This window comes from Exiguobacterium sp. s59 (assembly GCF_018617475.1).
GTDB lineage: Bacteria > Bacillota > Bacilli > Exiguobacteriales > Exiguobacteriaceae > Exiguobacterium > Exiguobacterium aestuarii.
In genome coordinates this window covers 505,687-531,731 of record NZ_JACSKG010000002.1, presented here as the reverse complement: position 1 = coordinate 531,731, position 26,045 = coordinate 505,687, and the positions used below count along the sequence as shown (strand labels likewise).

Here is a 26,045-nt window from a genome sequence, read left to right as displayed (position 1 = left end):
AAGCTGTGGAGAGAACAGGGTTTTATTGTTGTAATGTCGGAACGACTTTTTCAAAGAAGACATCGACAAGCGTCGGGTCGAACTGTTTGCCCGCTTCTTCTTTGATAATGACGAGCGCCTCTTCAATCGTCTTCGCCTGACGATAAGGGCGTCCTGTCACCATGACATCGAACGTATCGGCGATTGAGATGATACGGGAAGCGAGCGGAATCTCGTATTCACTGATTCCTTTCGGATATCCTTTCCCATCCCAACGTTCGTGATGCGACAAAACAATTTCAGACAAGGCGACATATTCAGGGACCGTACTTAAAATATTGTAACTGACTTCGGGATGACGTTTGATTTCACGCCATTCGGGCTCCGTCAAAGCACCCGGCTTATCTAGAATATCGTTACTGATTGCCACTTTTCCGATGTCGTGTAAAATGGCGGCCGTTCGGATTTCATTCACCTCCGCGCTCGTGAAGCCCATCGCTTCCGCAAGTTTCCCAGACAAATTCGCGACACGCTGAGAATGCGCCTCTTCACGCGGAATCTTTTCATACAGCGTGCGCATGATCAGTTGAATCGAATGGTGACGGCGACTCTGCTTCTCGGACACTTTATGGTGATACATCCGATCTTCCGCTAAATTAAAGACGTCCGTCAATCCGATTGACGCATCGTGCTTGACCGCCTCACCGAACGATGCAGAAATCGGAAGTCCTTCTACCGTTTGTCCGAGGAAAAGTCGGCTCAAACGGTCGGACAGTTGTTTCGCCTCGTCGAGTGTCGTATTCGGTGAGATGACAACGAACTCATCCCCACCGATGCGTGCCACTTCATCTTTCGCCCGCAACTCATTCTGTAAAATATTCGCTGCTTCGACGAGCAAACGGTCCCCAATCAAATGACCAAATGCATCGTTCGTCAACTTCAGTCCGTTAATATCGATGACGATCAAGGACAGCGGATAAAACGCATCGTCGTCATAACGGTCCAACGCCTCTTCAAAGTAACGACGGTTTTTAGCGCCCGTCAACTGGTCATGATAACTTAAATATTCGATTTCCTTCTCATACTTTTTCTTCTCCGTCACGTCACCGATATAGCCGTGCCAGAGGACATGACCGTCAGCAATCTTCTCCGGTCGGGACGACCCTAAAATCCAAATCGTTCGTCCGTCCTCGGCCAATACACGAAACTCAGCGTCCCAAATCGTCAAGTTGCGATAAGATTCATCAATCGACTGCATGACGTGAGGATAGTCATCGGGATGCATCCGACGGAAGACGAGTCCGGCATCTGACTGCACTTCCTCGGCAGTGATTCCTAGCATGTCTTCAAAGCCACGACTGAAAAATGGAAAGTTGAAGCTACCGTCAGGCAACAACTCGAACTGATAGATGGCACCTGGGATCTGGTCGGACAGTTTCGTCAACAGACGGTCTCGCTCAGCCAATTTCTCTTCTAACTGAACGCGGTCCGTCACGTCTTTCGCGACAGCGTAAATATAGTTCCCCTGAAGTTTACAATGCCATTCGATCGAACGATATGTGTCGTCAATCGTCCGGAAACGATTGACGAAACGGAACAACTCTCCCCGTTCCTCAAGTTCTGCAAAAGCAGTTTCCGTGATGCCATCATCGTCTGGGTGAATCAAGCTGAGGAAATCCATATTCTCCAGCTCGTCAAGCGAATAGCCAAGCACCCGCTCCCACGTATCGTTCAGATGTAAGACTTGACGCGTATTGAGCGCCATGATGCACTCCAAGTCGAGTGTCGCGAATCCATCGAACATCGACTTCTTCGTCTCGCCGACTTGGTGATCGGCCTTGACCAGCTGCTCGAGTACATGAACGAGATATAATTCGACAAGTCCAAGTCGATTCGCTACTTTCCCTTCCTGCATCACAATCGTCAAATCTCCATATAGTATCCCATCTTTCTCGATTTTAAAGAGGACGACCTCTCCAAGCGAGAAGATGCGAAGTAAGTTTTTGACGAGCCGTTTCGGAAGTGCACCGTCAATCAACGGATCAATCCCGTCAAACACGAGCGGATTCGATCGACTGAACAGTTCACGTCGTTGGTCGGTCATCGGCCACTTCTTCCCGACCGGATGAAACCCTAACACATCAAGACTTCGTTCTAACATCTCATCCATGCCGGACAACGCAACCGTCGTATACGATTCACCGTCGGATTCCATCAAATTCAGCGCGACCGCTTTCGCCCCAGTGAAATCACGAATCTGATCCAGGAACTGTTGGTTCATCAACAAATCACTACCGGTAGAAACGAAACGATGCGACACGTTCACGAGCTGCTTTAAGGCATTGTTTTCTTGCACATGCCGGGTGATGTCATGAAACATCACGGAGACAAAGCCTTTTCGTTCACTAAAGACGGACATCTCGTACCATGATTTATTGCGGCGTGAGAAATGCTCAAACGTCACCGTACCGCCATCGCTGACGACCCGTGCCACTTGAATCATCCATTCACGCTCGCTATATTCAAAATCCTTCAGTGCCGTCGACACTTTCTGTCCGATAAAATGTTTTCGTTTCCCTTTCATCATCTTCTCGAAAGCGGGGTTCACTTCAAAGAATTCATAATCAATCGGCTCCGAAGCATCGTCGTAAATCACTTTAAACTCGACGTAGCCTTGGGGCATATGGCGCAACAATGTATCGTATGAAGAATGAATGGGGTTTGTCACGTCACTTCCTCCTCAGCAAATAAACTCAATACCCAGTTTACCTCATTTGTGATAGATTCCCTATTTTTTCCGAACTCATTCCCTTCTGCTTATTATAAAGTTTTGTAAACTGCATACAGATAGCTTGTTTCCTTTTAACTCGTTTGTTAGACTGATTTCGAAAACCGATATCGAATTTCGATAACAAGGAGTTGACACGTATGGAAGACCGCGTCCTGCGGAAGCTGTTCCTCGGATTCATCCACATTCATATCCTGCATCATGCTGCTGAACATCCGGTATACGGGGCATGGATGGTCGATGAACTTCGGGAGCACGGTTATGAAATCAGTGCCGGTACACTCTATCCGATTTTACATGGCATGGAGAAGGATGGTCTCCTCGTCCGTGAAAATGAGACGGTCGATGGACACGTCCGAAAAAATTACGTGACGACCGAAAAAGGACTCTCAGTCTTACAAGAAGCCCGTCAAAAAGCTTATGAGTTATTTAAAGAAATTAAGGAGTGAAGATATGAGGACACAACGTGTGACGTTCAAGACGTTACTAGAGATTTTATTCGTTTCAACTCGACTCGGCCTGACATCGTTCGGTGGACCGGTCGCCCACCTTGGCTATTTCCATGAGGAATATGTAAGACGGCGTAAATGGATGGACGAGAAGGCATATGCCGACCTCGTCGCCTTATGTCAATTCTTGCCCGGTCCCGCGAGTTCGCAAGTCGGAATCGGCATCGGCATCGTCCGTGGCGGGATACTAGGTGGAATCACCTCGTTCATCGGATTCACGACCCCGTCGGTCGTCGCGCTTATGCTATTCGCTTTGGCACTATCTGGTCTCAATGTATCCGATGCCGGGTGGTTATATGGCTTGAAAGTCGTTGCCGTCGCCATCGTAGCCCATGCGATTTTAGGGATGGCAAGTAAGCTCACACCTGATACGAAGACAAAAACGATTGCCTTCTTCGCACTCGCTGGCGTATTGCTTTGGCAGACGACATTTAGCCAAGTACTCGTCATCCTCGTCGCTGCTGTCGCTGGGTTCTTATTGTTCAAGCCAGATCGTCTCGATGCGAAATCGAGCACGTTCCCGATTTCAAAACGTCTCGGTGCCGTCTTATTGTCAGTATTCGGAGCACTTCTCGTCATCTTGCCAATTTTACGAGAAACGTTTGAAAACCAGACAATCGCTCTATTTGATAGTTTTTATCGTGCTGGTGCACTCGTCTTCGGTGGCGGACACGTCGTCTTGCCACTCCTCGAACGTGAGCTCGTCCCTGCAGGTTTCTTGAGCGAAGAAGCGTTCCTCGCAGGATACGGTGCCGCACAGGCCGTTCCGGGACCTTTGTTCACGTTCGCATCCTATCTCGGGACAGTCATCAACGGTATTCCGGGCGGGATTTTGGCGACGGTCGCTATTTTCTTGCCGGCGTTCTTGCTCATTCTCGGGGCACTCCCGTTTTGGGATGCACTTCGTCACAATCCGAAAGTCGCTGGAGCGTTAATCGGCGTGAACGCGGCGGTCGTCGGTATTTTGATTGCGGCATTCTACAGCCCAATCTTTACGAGTACCGTTAATGGCGCGGTTGATTTCGTCTTCGCCGCTTTCTTGTTCGTCATGATCGCTTACTGGAAATTACCACCTTGGGCACTCGTCATCGCTGGTGTCATCGGTGGAGTGTTCATTAAGATGATGTAATCACAATGGGACCTCGCGTCCCTTTTTTTGTGGACTTTTTAATCAGAGTTGATTGTAAATCTTTTGAAACCACTCCTTTTCCCCCACTCGTTATACTGAAGAATGGATTCTAAAAAAAGGGAAATGTCCGCTTTGACTAGAAAGGAAGTGGGGGCATGCAACCACTCAAACATACAACGTATATGCCTGGCCTAGACGGCTTACGCACGTTCGCCGTGTTGGCTGTAATTTTATATCATTTAAACGTACCTTACATATCCGGGGGATTCCTCGGTGTCGATGTCTTCTTCGTCCTGTCCGGCTATTTGATTACCGGTATCCTCATTCGAGAGTGGACGAAGACGGGCACGATCGACTTGAAAAAATTCTACATCGCCCGTTTCCGTCGATTGCTACCGGCGCTCATCTTGATGTTGTCACTCGTGATGACATACGTCACGCTCTTTGACCGCTCCTTGCTCGATACGGTACGGCAAGACTCACTCGCCGCGCTCGCTTATGTGAACAATTGGTGGTACATCTTCCATGAAGTATCGTATTTCGAGAGCTTCGGGAAACCGTCACCACTTCAAAACTTATGGTCTCTCTCGATCGAGGAACAGTTTTACGCGGTCTGGCCGCTCATTCTACTCGTCGGTCTCGCCTTCCGGAAACGGTTGCTTCAATTGGTCGCTACACTCTTACTCGTCTCGGCGACATGGATGGCGTTCCGCTATGTACCTGAAGCAGACCCGAGCCGCGTCTACTACGGGACAGATACACGCCTGTTCGGCCTGCTCATGGGCGCCATGCTCGCATTCGGCTGGCGACCGGATACGTTCAAGCAAGTCATCCCCAACATCGGACGACATATTTTGAACGTGTCCGGAGCGATTTCCCTCATCGTGATTGTCGGGATCATCGCTCGAGTGAACGCGTATGACGCATTTCTCTACTATGGCGGCTTTTTGCTCATCGCATTCTTATCCGCAATCTTAATTGCCGCGGTCGCCCATCCGGCGACGATTTGGTCACGTCTATTTGGAAGCGCTTGGCTTCGTGTGATTGGTACGCGGACATATGGGATTTACTTATGGCACTACCCGGTCATCATCTTGACGACGCCACTCGAACGACTCGGAACGTTTTCACCGCTCCTTGCAATCGGTCAGGTCGCACTCACACTGTTGATTGCCGAGTTGTCGTATCGTTTCATCGAGACACCGATTCGTCGGAACGGATTCATCGCCTCGTTCCGTCAGCTCGTCTCGACACCGACACACCCGAGCGCACGTTTTGCGGCTACGGCTTGTGCGACCGCACTCTCGCTCGTGCTCGTCGGTAATTTGACCATCCTGGCCTTCTCTGAATCGAAGCCCGTTCAAGATGAGATTCCGGTCGTGAAAGTGCCGATGCCAAAAGAAGAGACACCTGACGTGCCGAAAGAAGCCGAAACAAATGAGTCGGAAGAAGCGGCCACAGATGTGACGCCTCCACCGGCCGACAAGCCGGAGGAACAGAGTTGTCCACCGGCACTCGCGATTGGCGATTCGGTCATGCTCGGGTTGAATGAATATTTGGCAGACGCGTTTCCGAACATGAAAATTGATGCTGAAATCGGTCGCCAAGTCCGCGACGCCATTCCTGTCGCATCTCAGTATGCATCGTATAATGCGCCAGGTCATGTCGTTTTCATTCACCTCGGTACGAACGGGGCGTTCAAGATGGAACAACTCGACACGCTCCTCAAGCAGTTCGAACGCGCGGACCAGATCTATTTGATTAACACCCGCGTCCCACGACCATGGGAAAGCGAGGTCAATGAGAAGCTCGCCCGGGCAAGCGAACTTCATGAGAACGTCTCCCTCATCGACTGGCATGGACAATCGATTGGCAAAGAATCTTATTTCGAAAGCGACGGCGTCCACTTGAATGTGGAAGGTGCTGAAGCGTTCGGTGATGTCTTAAACAAAGAAATCGGCTGTCAACAAAACTAGGCTCTTGCAGACGCAAGAGCCTAGTTTTTATCTTTCTTAAACAGATAGCGCACGAGTAGCTTTACATAGGCCAACACTTCGCGGATCACGTACCGCCCTTTTGCTAGTGATGGGGTCGGTGCATACAAAGCATCACTCTCGAGTTGGAAATAAAGCTTCGCTATCAGACGGGCACGTGGGACATGAAAATCATTCGTCACAATCGTGAGCCCCGTCTCACCTTGCCAAAACGGTCGACTATGCTGAAAGTTCTCGATTGTGGAAGTAGAGGTCGCTTCGACATGGATCCGGTACGGTTCAATTCCACGCGCAATCAGTTCCCGTTCAATCACAAGCGCCTCGGCCATGCCTTCGTCTGGGCCTTGCCCTCCTGTTGCGATGAGCTCTACATATGGATGCATCTTCGCATAAGCGGCAGCGACGTCAATCCGATGTCGGAGCGCTCTCGATGGAGAGATGCCGTTGACCTTTGCTCCAAGAATCAATACGAAGCGATATTTCCCCGTTGCGTTCGTTCTCATGTGGTCACCTACATTTCATACATTCTCCCTTAACCATACTCCAAGAAATGAAACGAATGCACGGATTCGGCACTTTTACAAATTTAAGTAAATATGTTGGGATTAATATGAAATAAGATTCCAAATATCCAAAAAATGTTTTATGATAATGGTAATGAGACTTTGAAAGGAGGACATGTGATCCATGACTGATTCTGATAAATGGTTATCGACCCGCTTCTTATATACACGTGATGCACGACTGTTTGCAGAGATTGAAGTCATTGAGCTCGACCCATCACACTATAAGTTCGTCATTCATCCGACACCACTCGGAGCCGATGAATCGTCTTATATGCGACAAGGTCCTCTCGACTCGGATCACCTCCCTTCTGCCTTTTCCGATGTGAGTCGTGTATATGCAAGACAGCTTGATTGTTTACGTGCCGCCACGCGACTCGTGTCGTCGATTGGACCGGCTCGCTTTACCGCTCACTAAAAACGTTTAGAGTGACGTCATGTCGCTTTAGGCGTTTTTTGTATCGGCTCTGCTGATACATAATTGTTACAGTTACAGAAGCAAATATATGGTAGAATGAGACTCGGATTAATCTAGTATCAAAGGAGTTCTCTATGCAAAATTTAAACGTTGATTCTCATAAACAGGACCCCCGCTCCAATCGTAAAAGACGCAATCATCCGAAAATCATTCTTCAGCTTGTGTTGATTTTCTCCTTCGTCGCTTTTTTAGTCGGCGGCGCCTATTTGACGCTTTCTTCTGAGAAGCGGGACGTATCGGACATGGAAAACCGAAAGCTCGCACAAAGCCCAGATTCTCCTACGTTTACGCATATCATGTCCGGTTCATATATGAAACAAACCGAGTCCTTCGTCACCGATCAAATCTTCAATCGTGATGCTTGGATCAGCTTAAATGCTTTCTTAAACAAAGACGTTTTCAAGCAAACCGTCAAAAATGGGATATACGTGTCAGCTGACGGCACGATGGAATCTCCGATGAAAGAGTCGGTTGATACCGATACACTTGTGAGCGACTTGACGACGTTTACGTCACGTCTCGAAGAACGTGGGACCGATGTGTATTTCGGACTCGCCCCGAACAAGGCTTCGATGGCGAACGTCGAACCTCACATGCCGGACTATATGGGGAACGAAGCACCTCGCATTTATAAATCTGTTCGCGATCAACTGACGACGGTACCCGGTCTGAACGTGATGGACTATCGGAAGTCGTTGAACGAAGCCCAGCAGTTAAGCGATGTCTTCTTCAAGACCGACTATCACTGGAACATCTATGGTGCTTATGCGGCTTATGCGCAGACGGTCAATACGATGTCGAAAGATCATCCTGAAATGGGACTGACACTAAAACCGAACCAACTTCGGACAAAGACACATGAAGAACCTTACTACGGTTCATATGCACGAAGTACGACACTGCAATACGTCAAAGACGGTGATACGTTCGAATGGATGGTACCAAAGGAAGGCTTCACACCGAGTTCGGTCTGCTTCAATCGGGCGACACCTTGTAAACCGATCACGAGCATCATCAACAAAAAGCCGCTCAAGTCAGAAGAGACGTATACGGAAATGTATTCGCTCTTCCTCCATCGGAACTGGCCAATCGTCACGATGGACCAGGAACAACCAATCAACGACACACGGACGCTCATCTTGAAAGATTCGTATGCGAATCCGATGCTCACCTTGTTACCCGAGCATTTCGGTCACGTTTCGGTCATTGATGTCCGTCACTTCGATGAATCTTCCATTGAAAAGTATGTGACTGAAAACGACATCGACGTCGTCTTGTTCATCCATAACGTCAACTTGAACGAGTTCGTGAACCTGTATCATGAAAAACTGAATGAACCCACATAAAAAAGTCGTTCTCCATTGTGAGAACGACTTTTTATTAAAATCTGAAATAAATGAACGGGTTAAAACTACTCGCGACGACATACGAAATGGCGAAGATAAAGATGGTTGCCAAGAACCCAATTCGCATGAATCCAGCCGTATAGTTCACCCATAACTTTCTACTGTTTTGTTCGAGCAAGAGTACTTTCTCGCCGAACCATTTCGGGATTGGTGTCGCAGCGATCATAGCAATGGATAGAATCACCCCGTATTGAACGAAGTAGAACATCGCTTCATGATCCCAGACCGGTCCACCATTCAAATGGAACATCGCCGACAAGTACGACAGCGCGTACGGGAAGTTATCGGCCCGGAAGAAGACCCAACCGATGATGACGACGAATAACGTGAACGCGTGTGCCAATGCCGCTGGGAGCGCTCTGAGCCAAGCACCGAGGAAGGCACGCTCCAACATGATGAATACGCCATAATAGGCGCCCCATGCGATGAACGTCCAGCTCGCACCGTGCCATACACCGGTCAGCACCCAGACGACCGCTAAGTTACGATAGAGCTTCCACGCACTGCCCCGATTCCCGCCGAGTGGGATGTATACGTAATCCCGGAACCAGCTACCAAGCGAGATATGCCAGCGCCGCCAGAACTCAGAAACAGACTTCGAGATATACGGATAGTTGAAGTTCTCGAGGAAGTGGAATCCGAACATGCGTCCTAATCCGATGGCCATATCGGAATACCCAGAGAAGTCAAAGTAGATTTGGAGCGAATAGGCGATAATTCCAATCCAGGCGAGCCCCATCGACATGTTATCCGTACTTTGCGAGAAGATTTGGTCCGCCACATATCCGGCATTGTTTGCGAGAAGCATCTTCTTCGCCAAGCCGATGACAAACCGTTGCACCCCGCTCGCAAAGTCATCCATCGTCTCTTTACGATCATTGATTTCATCAGCGACCGTCTGGTAACGAACGATCGGCCCCGCAATCAATTGTGGGAACAAGGAGATGTATAAAGCAAGGTCGAGAGGGTTCCGTTGAACTTTCCCATCCTTCCGATATACATCAATCACATAACTCATCGCTTGAAAGGTGAAGAAGGAAACACCGATTGGGAGCGGAATTTTCGGATCGGTCAATTCGAGCCCCGTGATCGCATTCACGTTTTCGATAATAAAGCTCGTGTATTTAAAGACGGATAATAGTAACACGTTAGCCGCGACCATGAGCCCGACGATCCACTTCGCTTTCTTCTTCTCTTCCCGATAGCGGTCAACATAAATTCCGAACAAGTAGTTCATCACAATCGACGTCAACATGACGGCCGTATAAATCGGTTCCCCCCACGCGTAAAACAAAAGACTGGCAATCAGCAGGATCGTGTTTTTCAAAAAGCGTGGAGATACATAGTATAAGATCAAAACAATCGGCAAAAACCAAAATAAAAAAATCGTTGAACTGAAAAGCATGGATTCCCTCCTTTCTCAAAAAAGAATAGACTGCCCCGAGGGACAGTCTATCATCAATCAGCGTGTGAAACGTTCGACGATCGCGTCGACGATTCGGCGTGACGCCTCCCCGTCCCCGTAAGGGTTAGACGCTTTTGCCATACTCTCATATGCGGCTTGGTCCGATAACAACTCATCGGCGAGTCCGAAAATGACTTCTTCATCGATTCCAGCGAGTTTCAACGTTCCCGCTGCAACACCTTCCGGACGCTCTGTCGTATCACGAAGAACGAGAACCGGTACACCGAGTGACGGCGCTTCTTCTTGTACGCCACCTGAATCTGTCAAGATGAGGTGTGAACGAGATGCGTAGTTGTGGAAGTCAAAGACGTCGAGCGGTTCAATCAAGTGAACGCGGTCTAAGTCATTTAAAATTTCACCAGCGAGTTCGCGTACGATTGGGTTCATGTGAACTGGGTAGACGACTTCAATGTCATCATACTTTTCAATCAAGCGACGAACCGCACGGAACATGTTGCGCATCGGCTCTCCAAGGTTCTCACGACGGTGTGCCGTCAAGAGGACGAGACGCTTGTCTTGCCCCGTGATCTTGTTGAGTAATTCGCTGTCGTAGTCATCTTGAACTGTCGTTTTCAAGGCATCAATCGCCGTATTTCCTGTTACGAAAATATCGGCTTCTTTCTTGTTCTCACGAAGCAAGTTTTCAGCTGACGTGTCCGTCGGAGCAAAATGAAGGTCTGCCATGACGCCTGTCAATTGACGGTTCATTTCCTCTGGGTAAGGCGAATACTTGTTGTATGTGCGAAGCCCTGCTTCTACGTGACCGATTGCAATCTGATTGTAGAATGCCGCGAGCGATGCCGCGAACGTCGTCGTCGTATCACCGTGAACGAGAACGATATCCGGTTTCGCTTCTTTCATGACTTCATCAAGTCCGTGAAGAACACGTGTCGTCACATCAAAGAGCGTTTGGTTTTTCTTCATCACGTCCAAATCATAGTCTGGTGTGATTTTGAAAAGTTGAAGGACTTGATCGAGCATCTCACGATGTTGAGCTGTGACGACGACAATCGGTTCGATCCCTTCACGTTGTTTGAGCTCTAACACGAGCGGGGCCATTTTGATAGCCTCAGGGCGTGTACCGAATACGGTCATAACTTTAATCATACAGATTCTCCTTTAAGCGTTTTTCGCGGTAAGATAATCGTCTCACCGACGTCATCTTGGTCCACAATCGTCGTCCGTTGCGCCATCTTCTGTTGCTTGAACTCCGATTGACGTTTGGAATCCAACGTGCGGAACCATTTCAAGAATTTCATATACTCGTCTGCGACCTCATCTACGGGACCATATTCGCGAATTTCCCCATACTCGAGCCAGATGGCTTGTGTACAGAATTGACGCACTTGGGACACCGAGTGACTAATGAAGAAGATCGTCTTCCCTTGATCTTTGAACTCGTTCATTTTGACGAGACAACGATCGGTGAACGTTTGGTCCCCAACGGACAACGCTTCATCGATGACAAGAATATCTGGGTCGATATTGATGGAGATGGCGAAGCCAAGACGTGACTTCATCCCGCTCGAGTACGTTTTAACCGGTTGATCGATGAAATCGCCGATATCGGCAAACTCGATAATTTCCGGGGTAATGTCTTTGATTTGCTGCTTGTTCATCCCGAGCATGAGACATTTCAGTTCAATGTTCTCCATCCCCGTCAAATTGCCGTTCAATCCAGAGGAGATGGCAATCAATGATGGTTTGCCTCGAAGCTCAATGCGTCCGTGTGTCGGTGGAATCACGTCAGAGAGAAGGTTCGACATCGTCGATTTCCCAGAACCGTTAATCCCTAAAATACCGACTACCTCACCGGGAGGAACTTCGAACGTCACATTACGAAGCGCGTAAAACTGTTTCCCGTTCGCACGGTTGAACAAGACTTCTTTCAATTTATCACTTTGCTTACGATACAACGTGTATCGCTTCGAGACATTTTCGAATTTGACTTGATAGCTCATACGTCACTGCTCCTTAAATATAGTCGATAAAGTAGCGACGGAAACGCACGTGAATCGCTGAACCAATGAGGAACGTCACGAAAGTGAAGCCCCAGAAATAAAGACCATAAGTGAGATTTTGCATAATCCAATCCGTTCCAAGGAACATCGATCGATAGCCTTCCACGAGGTAATAGAGCGGGTTGGCCATCAAAATCAATTCTAGTTTCCCAGACGGTTGCCAAAAAATCGGTAACAGATACAGCATCATCCGAATAATTTGTGACAGCAAATTTTGAAAATCTCGGATGATTGTGGCTAATGCGGAAGTCAACAATGCGAACGCATATAAAAAGGCAAGCGCACTGATCAATAAGTACGGCAGGAACAAGATGTTCCACCCTTCACTGATTCCAAACGCCATCATCAAAATAAAGGCGATTACGACCATGGCAACGTGTCGGTATAGCTCCGACAAAATGACGTAGGCCGGAATCGTACTGATTGGAAAACTCATCTTCGAGACGAGAGCAATCTTAGAAAAAACGGATCGAGATCCGCTGACAATGGCCGGTCCAAAGAAGAACCATGGCACAATCCCTGAGACGAGCCATGGTAAGAACGGGACATCCCCAACGTCTCGACCCGCACGTAAACCGAATCCGAAGACGAGCCAATAGATGGCGATTTGAATAATTGGTGTGATGATTTCCCACAAGTAGCCAAAATACTGCATCGAGTAACGACTTTTCGTTTCATAGACAGAGAGTCTCAAAATGAGATAGAGACTCTCCCAAAGTTCAATGAAAACTTGTTTCGATGCTTTGATCATATTGGGCACCTAACGGTTTAGGTCAACGTAACTTTCCCGTTGACGTAGTTGTAAAGGTTTCCGTAGTTTACAACGGCAAGGTCGCTGTCATCGGCCTTCACGATATTACGCGTGTCGAAGATCATTGGGCGACGCATCGCGCCGTTCAATTCTGCGAAGTCAAGTGCTTTGAACTCGTTGTGGTCAACGAGGACGAGGACGAGGTCCGCATCTTGGATTGCTTCTTCTTTCGAGACGAGGTCGAAATGTTTCGAAGAAGAGACTTCGACGTGTGGGTCGTGGACGGCTACGTTCATGCCGTCAGCGAGCATCAACTCGATGATGTCGACCGCTGGGCTTTCACGCATGTCGTCGACGTTTCCTTTGTACGTTACGCCGAACGCCGCGATTTTCGCATTGTCTTGTCCTGCGACGAGTTTCTTGACGTTCTCGACGACGTAAGCAGGCATCGATACGTTCGTGTCACGTGACAACTTGATGATCTTCGCGAGTTCTGGTTGCTTCGCGACGATGAAGTATGGGTCGACCGCGAGACAGTGGCCACCTACACCTGGTCCTGGGCTATGCAAGTTGACGCGTGGGTGTTTGTTTGCCATCTCGATGACGTCAAGCACGTTGATGTCGAGGGCGTTACATACTTTCGCGAGTTCGTTCGCGAGGGCGATGTTCACGTCACGGAATGTGTTTTCCATGAGTTTAGACATCTCTGCTGTTTTCGCATCCGTCTTGATGATTTCACCTTTGACGAACGTGCCGTACACTTTTGCACCAGCTTCCGCACATGCTTCCGTGATCCCACCGACGATGCGGTTGTTGTGAACGAGCTCATGCAAGATTTGTCCTGGGAGGACACGCTCTGGGCAGTGTACGAGGAAGATGTCTTCGCCGACTGTGAATCCAGCAGCTTCCACGAGCGGCTTCACATGGTCGTCCATCGTACGTGGCTCGATTGTTGATTCCACGATGATGACGTTTCCTTTTTCAACGTGTGGAAGCACGCGTTTCGTTGCTTCAAGAACGTATGTGAGGTCACATGATTTGTGCTCGTCGTCGTTGTTTGGTGTCGGTACCGCGATGATGAACGCGTCCGCTTTTTCTGGCTCGAGTGACGCACGGAATTTACCGTTTGCGACAACTTCTTTCACGACTTCACCAAGACCTGGCTCTTCGATGTGAATCTCGCCACGGTTCAATTTATCCACGACGGACTGATGAATGTCCACACCGAGTACGTCTACGCCATACTGGGCGAAAACGGCTGATGTAGGGAGTCCGATATATCCTAATCCGATTGTACAAACTTTCATAATTGAAATAACCTCCATAGATTAGTGACACGTGTCACCGAATGTTGCAAAACATTTCATATTGTTTAGGATTTCACCAAAAATCAAACCCATTATACTCCCGATACGAATTGAGAAGCAATTACATTTTCATGACAATACTGTATTAACGGGATGGGACCGAGTAAGATTTTACACCTAAATGATGTTCTGTGCATAATGCGACGGCACGCACATCCCCACTACTATAACAAACTTCAGGCAATATTGACCAATTCGGTAGCGACATATTCGCAAACGTCAGTCGCTCAAATTGTTCATCCGTCACATGACTCCGCAGTTCTTGACGCGTATACGGCGCCATCAAATAGACGCGGATGACGACGTCTTCAGGGAATTCAGCAATAAGTGTGCCGGCTTCTTCGAGGCGTTCGCCGATGACAATCCCCCGCTCCGCTGCATGTTGATTCAATATACTGAACGAGAAATAACGAAGCGCTGCTTCCCGCACCGTCGTACGGATATGCGCGCGTTGTTCAGGAACCTTCTCATAAAATAAACTCATCATCGAGGTTTGGGCATCGATTTTCCGCTCGATGAAGCGTCGAACCGAGGCTTCCTTTGTCGGAATGGCATCGAGCCGCTTGATGACGGAAAGACGTTGGTCGATCGAGAAATCTTGGCTGACCGCTTGGCGAGAGACAGAACGTTCTCGCACTTGGCGATAATAAATCGCATCCGTCTCAGAAGGCAATATCTTCACTTCAGGCATATACGTGGAGAACAGTGTTGAAAAATAAACGACATCTTCTCCGCTCCTTAAGGTCGGTTCGTAACGCACTTGTTTCGCATAGACGGCCGGGACAAGTTTACACGCGTTGAGCGTCAAGAGTTGCGACATTTGCTCGTATGTCGTCTCTTGTCCCGTCAGGCGTTCGAACTCCCGGTGGAGCGGTGAAGAAAGTGCCTCGCCCGATGGACTTCGGTCCTGAATGTCGGCAATCACGATTCGATTCGGTAATGCTTGTTCGAATAGTCGCTCGACGTAAGTCGGGCTGAACGTATCATCCTCGTCCAAAAATGTCACATACTGCCGTGTCGACGCGTCAATTCCTTGATTGCGGGCGATGCTGACATTCGCCTCTTCGACTTCGAGACGGACGACGTCGACATCTCGACCAAACGACTCACTGACCGCTCGCAATGCCTCTCGGTTCGGACCGTTAAAGACGAGGACCCATTCAATCAATGAGGCATGGATCGTTTGGGCTTCTAGTGACGCAAGGCAAGCACGCAATAATTCTTCCGAATCATGTGAAGCGACGATGACACTGACGCCACGCTTGATGGAAGAACCGTCGAGCCAATTCGGGGTCGGCATCGTCTCAAAGTGACGATTGACGGTTTGGACCCATGCCTTTTTCTCCAATTGGATGTCGTTTAGCTGTTCCTCATACGTTTTCATGATGGATTCCCTTCACGCTCAATCTTTGTGATGAGCTTACCGGCGAGCGGGATTGCTTTCGCACGATCAATCACATGTTTCATCCGCTCCACTTCTTCCGTCATCGTCTTCACTTTGTTCTGCTCAGAAGCTGCCGTCTTCCGCCACTTTTCGGCGTTCGCTTGAGCTTGACGCAATTCTTTTTCGAGTTCTTTCATCTTTTGGACCGTGTTCTCTTTTCCTCGAATCTGTTTCGCGCCCTCTTCGAGCACTTCTTGTTTCAACGTTTCCATCTGGTCTGTCATCATTTGCAACTGCTCACGTAAAAAAGCATTCTCACGTTCTACATATTCAACTTGTTGACGTTCCATACTCGATGTCCTCAGCTTTCTATGTCCCATGCACCCATTCGGAGACGGACCGCATGTTGATCATTTTGGAATTTGATGGCGAGCTTCACATACTTGGCGTCTAACTCTTTCGGGACACGTTGTTGCAACGTGTTGACGCCCGTCCGAAGTGTTTGACTAAAAGCTGCCTTCTTCAGATTTTTCTTCGCATCATATTGCATGATGTACAATTCGATCGGCGTGTCTTCATCTGACAACAATTCAATCGTCCCTGACACTTGGATGACCGGTGCGTTCCCAAGCGTCGCGTCCTTTAAGAACTCACTTGACGGAGGTGAACTGAAGCTCTGGTTGAAGAGCTGGATATATCCATTCTCTCCATGTAATGGCTCGACATCGACCTCTGCCTTAAATTGATTTTCTCTCAGGCTGAACAACTCCGTATTGAACGGGACAAAATAGTGATAGATGAACGGTTTGATTGTCACCGATCGCGGTTGGTGCGCTTCTGGAATCTCCAGTTCGACCTGCTCTTCTTCAATCGCCGTCTCTTCCAACAAATTCGACCAGTTTTGAGCCGTCCAGTCATTCCAAATGGACACGACCTGATGGTTCGGTTTGTCGCCCTTTGGCATCGCTTGGCGAACCGAGTCTTCCACATGAAGGAGCTCATGCATCCGCACGACTTGGCTCGGCACGACCGCATCGAGCATCAACCGCCAGTTCAACGGGGCCGGTGTCACGGTCGGCAAGAGCGGCGAATCGCTCCATGCGAAACTCTCTTTGACCAGATGTGGAGGCGTCGGGCCGAACAACTCATCGAAGGCGACCTTCATCAGGTGACCTTGTCGTTTCAATTCATATGGCGCTTCAAGAATATGGCGCAGCACGTCACGGTCGAACAGTGGTTGAACGAGTAACATTTCATCCATGAAGCCTTGTCGTGCATACGCATGGAAGTGCTCCACTTTCAACTCGAACCACGCCGCCTCGAGACGTCCGCTCCAATCCCGGTCTTCGTACGTGTCAAACAGCCGTCCCAGCATCGCCTCTACCTGTTCGCGTTCCGCTTCACCAAACCCTTCGAACGGACGAATCGCCCGTCTCGAGAGCTGTTGTTTCGCCTCGTGCTCATCCATCGTCTCTTTTAAGAAAATATGCTTGCCGTAGAGCCAGTCTGAACCGTGCTTCCCGATTTCAACGTAATCCGTATCCCGTGCCCGTCCAGTCGGAATCGACTCATACGCGCTCAAGTTTCCTTCTGTCGCATCGAACGACTGTGCCACTCGTTTCGATAGCGACAAGTGGAGATCTGTCACAGGCGGCTCCGTCTCGACAAGTTCGGCTTCCTCAAATAATTCACGTGCCAAGTCTGCCTCGTTTCCATCTAATGAAGGAACGTGAAGGCGCACCGTCTTCCCTGCCTCGAGTGTAAGTTTCGTGAAGACGAGGTCAAACGCCGAACCCGCAAATGGAAGATTCACCGTTTGATAAGGCGGAATCGATTGACGTAACGCCTTGATCCACGTCGCATCAAAATCTTCCCGTAACGTGTTCGTTCCCATCGGCAGGTCGTCCCATTTCTCGATGGTCACGTCTCTGCCTTTGACAGTGAGACGCTCGCCTGCAGCGAGTCGCATCACGCCTTCGATGCGGGTGTTACGTCCAAACACATGACCGACAAATCGCATTTTCGAGACAGCTTCAGACGACACTTCCGTTTTTCCGGCCCTCTCCGCCACTTGGCGGAGCGATGTACCGACGACGACAGGGTCCGTCGTGTAATAGACCGGGATGACGTTATTGAATGGGACCGATACGGTAAACGTCTCTTCGAATTGAAGGGAGATATAATGACCGTGTGGCTCGTCACGTGTTGCGTCAAACCAGCCAATGCGTGCATCGAGCGGTTCTTTCGACAACACATGGGTCACCCCCTCACGCTCTGTCAACTCGACGTGTCGGGTAGTGGCTTCATACAAAAAATAACTCATGGGATGCTCCCCTTCTCTTTGTTTTCAAAAGAAGCAAACCCGCGATGGCGGGCTTGCTGATTATGAATGGACGGCATTCAGTTCTGTTAGTAAGAGCTCCTCTAATTTCGGAGCGAGCGTTTCAATCGCGAAATGGTGATGCGCATACGCTTTATAGACTTCTGTCGCTTCCAAAAGACGCGCTGAGTCCCCTTTGAACGAACGGATGATGTCGACGCCTTCTAACACGTTTTCCATCAACACATCGTCCGGATAGATCGTCTCACTTCCCGTCCAATGACGGATGATCGGATACGTACCAGACGTCATCGCTTCAGCCGGTGCCAAGTGGAAGCTTTCCAAGTCACTCGTCGACAGCACGAAGCCGATTTTCGTCAACCATTCTGGAACGTCATCTCCGTGTCCATCGAAGCGGACGCTCTCTTTGAAGATCGGTTGCTCCAATCGTTCGAGCAAGCGGTCGTAGTAGGCACGCTCGTCTTCTCGTTTGTTGATCCAGTAGATATCGTTTGGATGATGGCCTTTGATAAAGAGTTTGTATCGTGGGTCATCTTGTAACAACGTTTCGAGCATATCGAGCGCAAGGTCGAGACGCTTCAGTTTCGGGTTGACCCCGATCATCCCTAAATGGAACGTCAAGTCTTCCGTTTCTTTCGGTTGGACGAGACGCTTCCCGTCGACGGCGTTATAAATCATCGTCATTTTGTGACGCGGGATGCGGAAGAGACGATACATCTCCTCAAGCATATATGGCGACACCAAGATGATGCGGTCGATGTTATGAAGGTTGTATTCACGTGGGAACGGTGTCTCTTTCTCTTGACGGTGGATGCGAACGATCATCGTCTGGTGTGGCTTCTTATGATGCGAGTACCAGACGGCGTTCCCGAGACCCCATTCACAGAAGATGATGTCTGCTTGCTCGAGACATGCCTTACTGTGATTCACGTCATGAATCTTATGTCCTTCCCATTGGTCAATCAAGACGTTGAAGCGCGGGTTGTTCTGGAAGTAGTCCATGAACAGGCGCAAGAACTTGAAGTCATGACCGGCGAAGAGTAGGTTGATCTTTTTCATCGACCAAAGCTCGTCACGAAGACGTGCATACGTGTTGCTGAACGTATAATACTGCGACATCTCATAGAGACGCTTCGCCGCGTCAGCGTACACCTCTTCGTCCGTAAGTGCGAGGCGCGCCTTCTCGATAAATGCTTCTTCCGAGTTGACGAAGAGCGGATAGTCTTCCCCGAGAATGAGTTCGTGCATCGGGTTACGGTTCAAGAGGACCGGTTTACCGAGCGAACCGTATTCGAGCAATTTCGTTGAAAGCTCAAGACTCGCGTCAAGCTCTGGATGACGCCACGATACACCGATCGCACTACGGTCGATGAGCGTCTCGACGTCCGCTCGCGGAATCCCTTTGAGCCAATGAATCCCTTCCTCCGACTTCAGACGCGCTAACGTCTCTTGTTTGAAGTTCGGGTTGTTCGGGTCTTGGTTGAACTTGTCGCCCGCGATATGAAGCTCGGCCGGATACGTCTCACGTAACTTCGCGAACGCGTCCAAAATCTCGGTCGTGTACCAAAGCGGTGCGAACTTCCCTGTATAGACGAGGCGGTCGTTCGGTTTCGTGAACGTCGGCTGCGTCCCTTTCCCGTTCGGAATCATCGGATTCAGAATCAAGAACGGGCGGTCCGTCGGCAAGAACGACTCGAAGTACGTCTTCATCGCCTCGGTTTGACAAAGCATACGGGCCGAGCGTGACGCAATCTGACGAAGGCGTGCGAGTTCTTCTTCCGACGCTTGTGTATGGTCGTGCGTGAAATCCGTGATATATGTCCACGTCTTCGCCATCGTCTGTTCATATTGAGACAGATCGTACGCCAACTGGAATCCACGGACGAACGCCAAGTCATAGCCGTCTTTTGTCATCAACTCATCGATCACTTGTGCTGCCTCATCCGCTTGAAGGACGCCACGTTCGTGGTAAGGCGTCCCTTTCTTCGGTGAGTTCGCTCCGAACAAGTCGATGAAGCGAACGTTCGGCAACTCTTTGATGCCTGCCGTGACTTCTGGCTTGGTGATCGAGCGTTTGAGGAGGACATCGACGTGAATCGATGGGTCCTGCTTCAACATCGAGACGACGGAAGTCAGCCAGATGGCCGACCCGTCAATCAAGTTTAAGTTGACATCCCCATAAACGAGGACGCGAAGTGGTGTTGTCATAATTGTACCTCCTGAGCGACTGCTGTTGGCATCTCGCTCCCTGCTTTTACATATTGATACGGGTCTGTACTAAAGATTCGTTCACCGGATTGAGCCAATTCTTTCAATGTCGCATCTGTCGCGAGGACGTCAAGCGCTTCACGGACACTATAGAAGCGGAGAACGTCCGGCTTCATGATTGAACGTGAAGGCGTCGCGTCGAACACATAGCGATACGTGCCATCCGAATCGACCTTTTCGAGCGTATCGTTCCAAGTGAAATAGTCCTCTTTCGTCAAAATGTTCGCTTCCGCATAGCGCGTCGCCAACATGTAGTCAGAGATGTAAGAAGGACCATAGTAATCCGCCGTCTGGATGTAAGCCATCCAATCAAACCCGTCCATGATCTCAGACAAGGCGTTGTACTGCGGCAAGTAGCTGAGCATGAATGTCGAGATATCCTCGGTGTTGTATGCCTCGTATACGTCTAAATGCCCTTCGAACTTGTCAAGGAAGACGACGAGATGTTTGTGCTCGTAGTCCTGTGCACGGAACGTGTCGACGACACGGTTCATCTCTTCTGTCGAACGGACGAATGCGACGAGCGCGACTTTCGGATGGTCGACACGATATGGGAGACCGATCGTGCTGACGACTTGTGCGAGACGTTGCGTGTACGTGTGGTTCTTGAGCACGTGACGCATGCCCCCCATCGCCACGTCCTCATAGAACGCATCGTCAGTGAGCAGTTTACGGAATGTCTCTTCGAGCATCTCATCACCCTCATCGAGGAAGACATAATCGCCGAGCATCTGTTTAACACCGACCGAACGCGTACTGACGACCGGTGTCGCACACGCGAGTCCTTCAAAGACACGGCGTGAGAACATCGTCGGTGAATCGTTGACCGAGTTGACGTTCAGCATGACTTTAAAGCCTTTATATGCTTTTGCGATTTGATTATATTTCAAGCTACCGCGAATCGATTGACGGAACTGTTCAGGGAACTGAAGTTGGTCCGTCTCACCGCGCTGGTTCATCTCGTAGTTGCGGTCGTAGATGACGAGACCATACTTGTCAGCAGCTGCGAACAAGCGGTCCATATCGATCCGACGCGACTCGTGACGGTTGGCATAATAAGAGCCCGCAAAACAAGCGTACGGTTCGCGCGTTCCCGGAAGGCGGATCGGGTTATGCTCTTTCGGCTGTGCCGCAAACGGCAATGCGCCGACACGGTCATGCCCACAGTCACGCTTATAGTTCTCGAGGATGTTCGCATCCGTCGTATAGACGAAGTCGAAGCGTTTCGCCGTCTCGATGAAGCGATCGTAGTGAATCGGGTCCTCTTTGTTCCAGAAGACGGTCGGGACGTTGTTCAGACGGCACCAGTCCAGAAGTGCATCAAGGTCTTCCCACGTGTTTGTCCCATACTTAACGATCTTCTTCTCCCACGTCTTGTCGTTCCCTTTCCATGCGGACTCGACCATGAGGAAGTCAGGCTGACGGTCAGCTAAGACGGCTGGCCAATCATCTGGTGAGAAGGTGATCAACTCACACTCTGGACGATACGATGCCGTCGTGAACTCATCGAAGATGGCCGCGACTTTCATCTCATGCAACTCACGTGGTGTCGTCTCAAACAGACGCGCCTCACGCGGGTCCACCCATTCCGGCACTTGCGTGCGGTCGGTGATGATCTCTTCACTGACACGGATGCCTGTGACGAGTGTCTCACCTTGTCCATCCACACGAAGGGCGAAACGGAGGTAGCGGACATCTTTTCCGAACTCGAAAATCTTCTCGCTACCGAGCTGAACTTGCTGCATCGACAATCGTTCTGTCAGTGAGTACGAAATGATATAAAGGACGACGCCTGTGTTCGCACCGAGCTCGCCATCGACTGTGACGCGATAGCGATGGTTCGGCCGGACCGTATACGGGTTCTCTTTCGGGAGAACCGTGAAGCGATTATTCGTCTCCATATAAGAAACGTAACGGCGCACGTCCGGCTCGATGTCTAAGACAAGACGAAGACCGTTCGGATCTTGTTTCAATTTAATCGACTCCGGTGTCGGAATCGTCCAATATGTCGGATCTAAATCGAACTGTTCCGTACGACGGACACTGTTCTCACGGATGACACCAAGCTTAAGGTCTGAGATTGCCCCATCGCCGTAGAAGCGAATGAAGTAACGGACCGACTCGTGGCTAGGCGTCAGGCTCAAGACGTTACTGAAGCCGAGTGGCACTTCAATCAGTTGATCGCGCTCACCGTGTGCATACGTCGCCACAAACAATGTCGCTTTCGCCGTTTGAGACGCATCTCCTTTTAAATAGAAGCGATAGACATAGTCGTCCATATCGGCAAGCGAGAAGTCGATACCGCGCTTCGTATCCACGTGTGGAAGAGCCGCTTCTTGCACGCCGTAGTGCTCGTACTGGCTACCTTGTCCTGTCACGATGATGGCCTCGTCTGAAAAGTCGACAATACGTCCGACAGGAGAAATCAATTCAAGCGTCGAGGCATCCAGCTCGATCATCGCGTCAAAGTCAGCATCGGCAACGGCACTACCCATCCCTTCCACGTTCCATAGCGGTTGGCCATCAACGAGGAGTGATTGGATGAGGGCGCGACCCTTACCTTGTGTTTGAATGACGAAGCGTGTCTTCGTCTCATTTTCACGAAGGGCGACCGTCGTGCGAACACCGTCACTTACACGGACGACACGCGTTCGTTCTTCGTCGTTATACAACATCACGAGTAGCGTGACTTCGATGTCACCACTCTTTTCTACGTTCAAGCTCGCGTCAAATTCACGAATCGACGGGTTGAGCTGGAACGAATCCGGGCCAGGGACGCCACGGAACGACGAGGCACGTTCGCCATACGTCAAAAATTGCTTCTCAGCCATCGTTGAAACGAGCGCTGCACCATCGAGTTCGTAGTTTGCAGATGTACGTGCGTACCAAGATGGGACGACCTCAACGAACTGTCTCGTCTGGACTTGCGTCTGAGTCCCTTTCATCAACCGACGACCGATGCGTTTGCCGCGCTGCATGCCTAGGTAGACACCGCGTTTCACTTTTCGTTTCCAACTCATGGGGGTTCCTCCAAATTCATTATGGCATCGTTTTCTCTTTAGCCGATGCCCTGTTATTTGAAACATCACGTTTCGACACCCATTGATTATAGCAAACGCTCAATTCAAAAGGCAAAATCAACTGAATGACAAATCGAATACAAAGAGGACATATGTTGTGGATGTCGAGAGTTGTTGAGGATGAAGGCGAATGAATTCGTCCTTTCGAGTCAAACGAAAAATCATGTGTTTCAATTTAATTCTTCACAAAAACAGGGCACCCGATAAGGATGCCCCGCTTAAAAATTCTTATTCTGCTACATCGACGATACGACCTTCAACCGTTGGTGTGATCTCACCAAGGTCGAGCATGTGGTCGCGGAGGTTTTCCCAGTCGCTAAGACCAAGATCCGTCACACGTGCATCTTTGAATGCTGCTTCGAACTCGACATAGTTGTCGCCGCCCGTTGCTGTGTAGTAGTTCGTCGCAACTTTGTACATACCGTTCGGATCGATTGCAACATCCGTCGTTCCGTTGTTGTATGTCACTTTCACGATACGCTCGTTCGCTGGCTTCGAGCTGTCGAACTCGACTTTCAATCCTGATACTTGGAGGAAGCCGCCGCTCTCACGTGGGTAAACGCTCACGCTGCGCTCGAGTGCCGCGAGCAACTCAGAACCTTTGAGGTTCATGACAGCAAGTGTGTTACCGAACGGAAGGACCGTGATGACTTCACCTGTCGTGACAGGGCCTGCATCGATGCTTGAACGAATACCGCCTGAGTTTTGAACTGCCGCGATAACGTCTGCATCGTAGTCTTTCGCTTTCGCGAGCATGCCGTCTGCGATCAAGTTACCAAGAGCCGTCTCTTGTTTACGTACACTTGGTGCTGAGATGTCACCTTCGTCACGTGGGTTTTCAAGTGCCGCTGTCAACGTGACGCCGATCGGGTCGTTACTGATCTTGTCGACATCTTCTTTAAATGGTGCAAGAAGTGAGACCGCACGAGCGTCTGGCTCAAGTACTTTCACGTCGATTAACTTACCAGCATGCGAAACGATTTTCCCGTCTTTGTCGAACTCGACGTCAAGCGTACCGAGGAACTCACTGTACTGGAAGGCTTGGACGATGAGCGTCGGCTCTGTTTTATTTTCCGAAATGACGACAGGTGCGTTCAAACGTGAATGCGTGTGACCGCCGATGATGACATCGATCCCGTCAACGTTTTCAGCGAGAAGCAAGTCGTTGTCGACTGTCGGGTTGTCGTTGTAACCAAGGTGCGAGACCGCGACGATTTGATGGACGCCCATGTCTTCGAAAGCCTTGACCGCTTTCTTCGCCTCATCGATATAGTTTTGGAACTTGATTGGACCTGGGCTAGCGATGTCGGCCGTTTCTTCTGTCGTCAAACCGAAGAATCCGACTTTCTTACCGTCAACCACTTTGATGACGCCCTCATAGAGACGACCGTTGTAAGCCTTCTCTGTCGTTTCATCGCGGTACAAGTTCTTCATGTACTGGTCGCCAGAATAATCGACGTTCGAGCTGACGAACGGGAAGTTCGCATAACGTACGAATTGTGACAACTCTTTATGCCCTTCTTCTGTTCCGAGGTCGAACTCGTGGTTACCAGGTACCATCAAGTCGTACTTCATGTAGTTCATCAACTTGAGGTCAGCTTGTCCTTTGAACTCGTTGAAGTAAAGCGAACCAGAGAAGACGTCTCCCGCATCGATCAACAAGCTATCTGGTTTTTCAGCACGAACTTGTTTGACAGCTGTCGCACGGTTCGGAGCGTACTTGAGCGCCGCATGCGTATCGTTCGTATGCATAATTGAGAGGTCGTATCCTTCTACTTTATAAGGAACGTCGAGTGTCACGGTGCGGCCTTTGTGCGTGTAAGAAGCGGTCGCGACGAACTCACCAATCTTGTCTGTCGAAAGGTTCGTCCATTTCACCGGTTGACGGAGGACACGGTCGACGAATTGGATTTGAAGCGTGTTCAACTGGCCAGTCAACTGCTCGCCATGTTTGAACGTCCAGTCCCCTTTTGGAGGAATGATTGCTTTCGGATAGTTAACGACGCGTACTTTTTTCTCGAAGTACTGGTTCTTCCATTTAATGTATCCTTTAGCAACTTGATATGTACCGAGTTTGTCCATGTCGACTGTCGATTTGTACCAATAGATTTTGTTACCTTGATACGTTTTGTCGAGCGCTGCGTCAAGATCCCCGTCTGTGACGAACGCCGCCTTCAACTTGATTGTCTTTTTGGCAGGAGCCGCTTCTGTCACGACCGCCGGGGCGATCACCGATGCCGTGAGCGTTGCTGCGAGCATTCCTTGATAGAACTTGCGTGTTTTTGAGTTCAACATGCAGATATTCCTCCTTTAAATATGTATGAGTCGACCGTTCCGAAGTCACACCCTCGATTTTGATCTCTACTGACAGATGTCTGACATCAAGCCAATGGAAGCGATTACAAAACCTGTATAGACTTCATCTTTAAAGATACGCAATCTCACAAAATAACACAATTACTTTTCTGTAAATATTTCGTTATTTCTTGTCGGAATTGAAAAAGAAGATACCAATTGGCATC

Annotated in this window: 18 protein-coding genes; 5 read left to right on the top strand and 13 right to left on the bottom strand. The window is 49.6% G+C overall.

The genetic code is table 11. The features are described 5' to 3' along the window. Window positions 1-22: 22 nt before the first annotated feature. Window positions 23-2,707 carry an HD domain-containing phosphohydrolase gene (locus KNO91_RS05945; RefSeq protein WP_371816640.1) on the bottom strand — a complete coding sequence of 895 codons (2,685 nt, stop codon included), beginning with the start codon at window positions 2,705-2,707 and terminating at the stop codon, window positions 23-25. A 200-nt stretch (window positions 2,708-2,907) separates the two neighbouring features. On the opposite strand from KNO91_RS05945, the gene KNO91_RS05940 reads away from it, so the two are divergent. The 3 genes from KNO91_RS05940 to KNO91_RS05930 all read left to right on the top strand — a co-directional run bounded on the left by KNO91_RS05940 (window position 2,908) and on the right by KNO91_RS05930 (window position 6,381). Further along, the gene (locus KNO91_RS05940) at window positions 2,908-3,216 is read left to right on the top strand and encodes a PadR family transcriptional regulator (protein ID WP_074036378.1); all 309 of its coding nucleotides are present in this window, start codon (window positions 2,908-2,910) and stop codon (window positions 3,214-3,216) included. Between the two features lie 4 nt (window positions 3,217-3,220). Next, window positions 3,221-4,405: a chromate efflux transporter gene (gene chrA / locus KNO91_RS05935; RefSeq protein WP_214816945.1), complete on the top strand. Its 1,185-nt coding sequence runs from the start codon at window positions 3,221-3,223 to the stop codon at window positions 4,403-4,405. 155 nt (window positions 4,406-4,560) lie between these two features. Continuing rightward, window positions 4,561-6,381, top strand: a complete 1,821-nt coding sequence (locus tag KNO91_RS05930) for an acyltransferase family protein (RefSeq protein WP_214816943.1) — start codon at window positions 4,561-4,563, stop codon at window positions 6,379-6,381. A gap of 20 nt (window positions 6,382-6,401) precedes the next feature. Here KNO91_RS05930 and KNO91_RS05925 read toward each other — a convergent pair whose 3' ends face one another. Continuing rightward, window positions 6,402-6,902 carry a YdcF family protein gene (locus KNO91_RS05925; protein WP_214816942.1) on the bottom strand — a complete coding sequence of 167 codons (501 nt, stop codon included), beginning with the start codon at window positions 6,900-6,902 and terminating at the stop codon, window positions 6,402-6,404. Window positions 6,903-7,086: 184 nt separating this feature from the next. On the opposite strand from KNO91_RS05925, the gene KNO91_RS05920 reads away from it, so the two are divergent. Together KNO91_RS05920 and KNO91_RS05915 are read left to right on the top strand one after the other, a co-directional pair. Then, entirely contained in the window at window positions 7,087-7,380 is a 294-nt protein-coding gene (locus tag KNO91_RS05920; protein WP_214793513.1) for a hypothetical protein, read from the top strand. A gap of 134 nt (window positions 7,381-7,514) precedes the next feature. After that, window positions 7,515-8,786, top strand: coding sequence for an alginate O-acetyltransferase AlgX-related protein (locus KNO91_RS05915; protein WP_214816939.1), 1,272 nt, complete (start codon window positions 7,515-7,517; stop codon window positions 8,784-8,786). Between the two features lie 34 nt (window positions 8,787-8,820). Here the strand turns inward: KNO91_RS05915 and KNO91_RS05910 are convergent, their stop codons facing one another. The 11 genes from KNO91_RS05910 to KNO91_RS05860 form a co-directional block, all read right to left on the bottom strand. Continuing rightward, on the bottom strand, window positions 8,821-10,251 hold the full coding sequence (locus KNO91_RS05910; protein WP_214693925.1) for an MBOAT family O-acyltransferase: 1,431 nt from the start codon (window positions 10,249-10,251) through the stop codon (window positions 8,821-8,823). Window positions 10,252-10,308: 57 nt separating this feature from the next. Continuing rightward, window positions 10,309-11,418, bottom strand: coding sequence for a non-hydrolyzing UDP-N-acetylglucosamine 2-epimerase (gene wecB / locus KNO91_RS05905; protein ID WP_214816936.1), 1,110 nt, complete (start codon window positions 11,416-11,418; stop codon window positions 10,309-10,311). Next, a complete protein-coding gene (gene tagH / locus KNO91_RS05900; RefSeq protein ID WP_214793503.1) occupies window positions 11,415-12,272 on the bottom strand; it encodes a teichoic acids export ABC transporter ATP-binding subunit TagH in 858 nt (285 codons plus the stop codon). Before tagH ends, wecB begins: the two co-directional genes overlap by 4 nt. 13 nt (window positions 12,273-12,285) lie before the next feature. Beyond that, window positions 12,286-13,083, bottom strand: coding sequence for an ABC transporter permease (locus KNO91_RS05895; protein ID WP_074036361.1), 798 nt, complete (start codon window positions 13,081-13,083; stop codon window positions 12,286-12,288). 17 nt (window positions 13,084-13,100) lie between these two features. Beyond that, complete coding sequence (locus KNO91_RS05890) at window positions 13,101-14,390, bottom strand: nucleotide sugar dehydrogenase (RefSeq protein WP_214816933.1); 1,290 nt, start codon at window positions 14,388-14,390, stop codon at window positions 13,101-13,103. A 145-nt stretch (window positions 14,391-14,535) separates the two neighbouring features. Then, window positions 14,536-15,834 (bottom strand): glycosyltransferase family 2 protein, encoded by a 1,299-nt coding sequence (locus tag KNO91_RS05885; RefSeq protein WP_214816930.1) that lies wholly within the window; start codon window positions 15,832-15,834, stop codon window positions 14,536-14,538. Next, window positions 15,831-16,184 carry a hypothetical protein gene (locus tag KNO91_RS05880; protein WP_214761556.1) on the bottom strand — a complete coding sequence of 118 codons (354 nt, stop codon included), beginning with the start codon at window positions 16,182-16,184 and terminating at the stop codon, window positions 15,831-15,833. Before KNO91_RS05880 ends, KNO91_RS05885 begins: the two co-directional genes overlap by 4 nt. A gap of 11 nt (window positions 16,185-16,195) precedes the next feature. Beyond that, window positions 16,196-18,157 (bottom strand): hypothetical protein, encoded by a 1,962-nt coding sequence (locus tag KNO91_RS05875; RefSeq protein WP_214816928.1) that lies wholly within the window; start codon window positions 18,155-18,157, stop codon window positions 16,196-16,198. 60 nt (window positions 18,158-18,217) lie between these two features. Beyond that, window positions 18,218-20,383 (bottom strand): glycosyltransferase, encoded by a 2,166-nt coding sequence (locus KNO91_RS05870; protein WP_214816926.1) that lies wholly within the window; start codon window positions 20,381-20,383, stop codon window positions 18,218-18,220. Then, window positions 20,380-23,463: a CgeB family protein gene (locus tag KNO91_RS05865; protein WP_214761562.1), complete on the bottom strand. Its 3,084-nt coding sequence runs from the start codon at window positions 23,461-23,463 to the stop codon at window positions 20,380-20,382. Before KNO91_RS05865 ends, KNO91_RS05870 begins: the two co-directional genes overlap by 4 nt. 288 nt (window positions 23,464-23,751) lie before the next feature. Then, window positions 23,752-25,818, bottom strand: coding sequence for a bifunctional metallophosphatase/5'-nucleotidase (locus KNO91_RS05860; RefSeq protein WP_214816924.1), 2,067 nt, complete (start codon window positions 25,816-25,818; stop codon window positions 23,752-23,754). Window positions 25,819-26,045: the final 227 nt, after the last annotated feature.

Bases quoted from the DNA above. Each gene is read 5' to 3' on its own strand.
- KNO91_RS05930 (WP_214816943.1), top strand. From the start codon at position 4,561: ATGCAACCACTCAAACATACAACGTATATGCCTGGCCTAGACGGCTTA.
- wecB (WP_214816936.1), bottom strand. From the start codon at position 11,418: ATGATTAAAGTTATGACCGTATTCGGTACACGCCCTGAGGCTATCAAA.
- KNO91_RS05890 (WP_214816933.1), bottom strand. From the start codon at position 14,390: ATGAAAGTTTGTACAATCGGATTAGGATATATCGGACTCCCTACATCA.
- KNO91_RS05875 (WP_214816928.1), bottom strand. From the start codon at position 18,157: ATGAGTTATTTTTTGTATGAAGCCACTACCCGACACGTCGAGTTGACA.
- KNO91_RS05870 (WP_214816926.1), bottom strand. From the start codon at position 20,383: ATGACAACACCACTTCGCGTCCTCGTTTATGGGGATGTCAACTTAAAC.
- KNO91_RS05925 (WP_214816942.1), bottom strand. From the start codon at position 6,902: ATGAGAACGAACGCAACGGGGAAATATCGCTTCGTATTGATTCTTGGA.
- chrA (WP_214816945.1), top strand. From the start codon at position 3,221: ATGAGGACACAACGTGTGACGTTCAAGACGTTACTAGAGATTTTATTC.
- KNO91_RS05880 (WP_214761556.1), bottom strand. From the start codon at position 16,184: ATGGAACGTCAACAAGTTGAATATGTAGAACGTGAGAATGCTTTTTTA.
- tagH (WP_214793503.1), bottom strand. From the start codon at position 12,272: ATGAGCTATCAAGTCAAATTCGAAAATGTCTCGAAGCGATACACGTTG.
- KNO91_RS05940 (WP_074036378.1), top strand. From the start codon at position 2,908: ATGGAAGACCGCGTCCTGCGGAAGCTGTTCCTCGGATTCATCCACATT.
- KNO91_RS05885 (WP_214816930.1), bottom strand. From the start codon at position 15,834: ATGAAAACGTATGAGGAACAGCTAAACGACATCCAATTGGAGAAAAAG.
- KNO91_RS05865 (WP_214761562.1), bottom strand. From the start codon at position 23,463: ATGAGTTGGAAACGAAAAGTGAAACGCGGTGTCTACCTAGGCATGCAG.
- KNO91_RS05895 (WP_074036361.1), bottom strand. From the start codon at position 13,083: ATGATCAAAGCATCGAAACAAGTTTTCATTGAACTTTGGGAGAGTCTC.
- KNO91_RS05910 (WP_214693925.1), bottom strand. From the start codon at position 10,251: ATGCTTTTCAGTTCAACGATTTTTTTATTTTGGTTTTTGCCGATTGTT.
- KNO91_RS05915 (WP_214816939.1), top strand. From the start codon at position 7,515: ATGCAAAATTTAAACGTTGATTCTCATAAACAGGACCCCCGCTCCAAT.
- KNO91_RS05920 (WP_214793513.1), top strand. From the start codon at position 7,087: ATGACTGATTCTGATAAATGGTTATCGACCCGCTTCTTATATACACGT.
- KNO91_RS05860 (WP_214816924.1), bottom strand. From the start codon at position 25,818: ATGTTGAACTCAAAAACACGCAAGTTCTATCAAGGAATGCTCGCAGCA.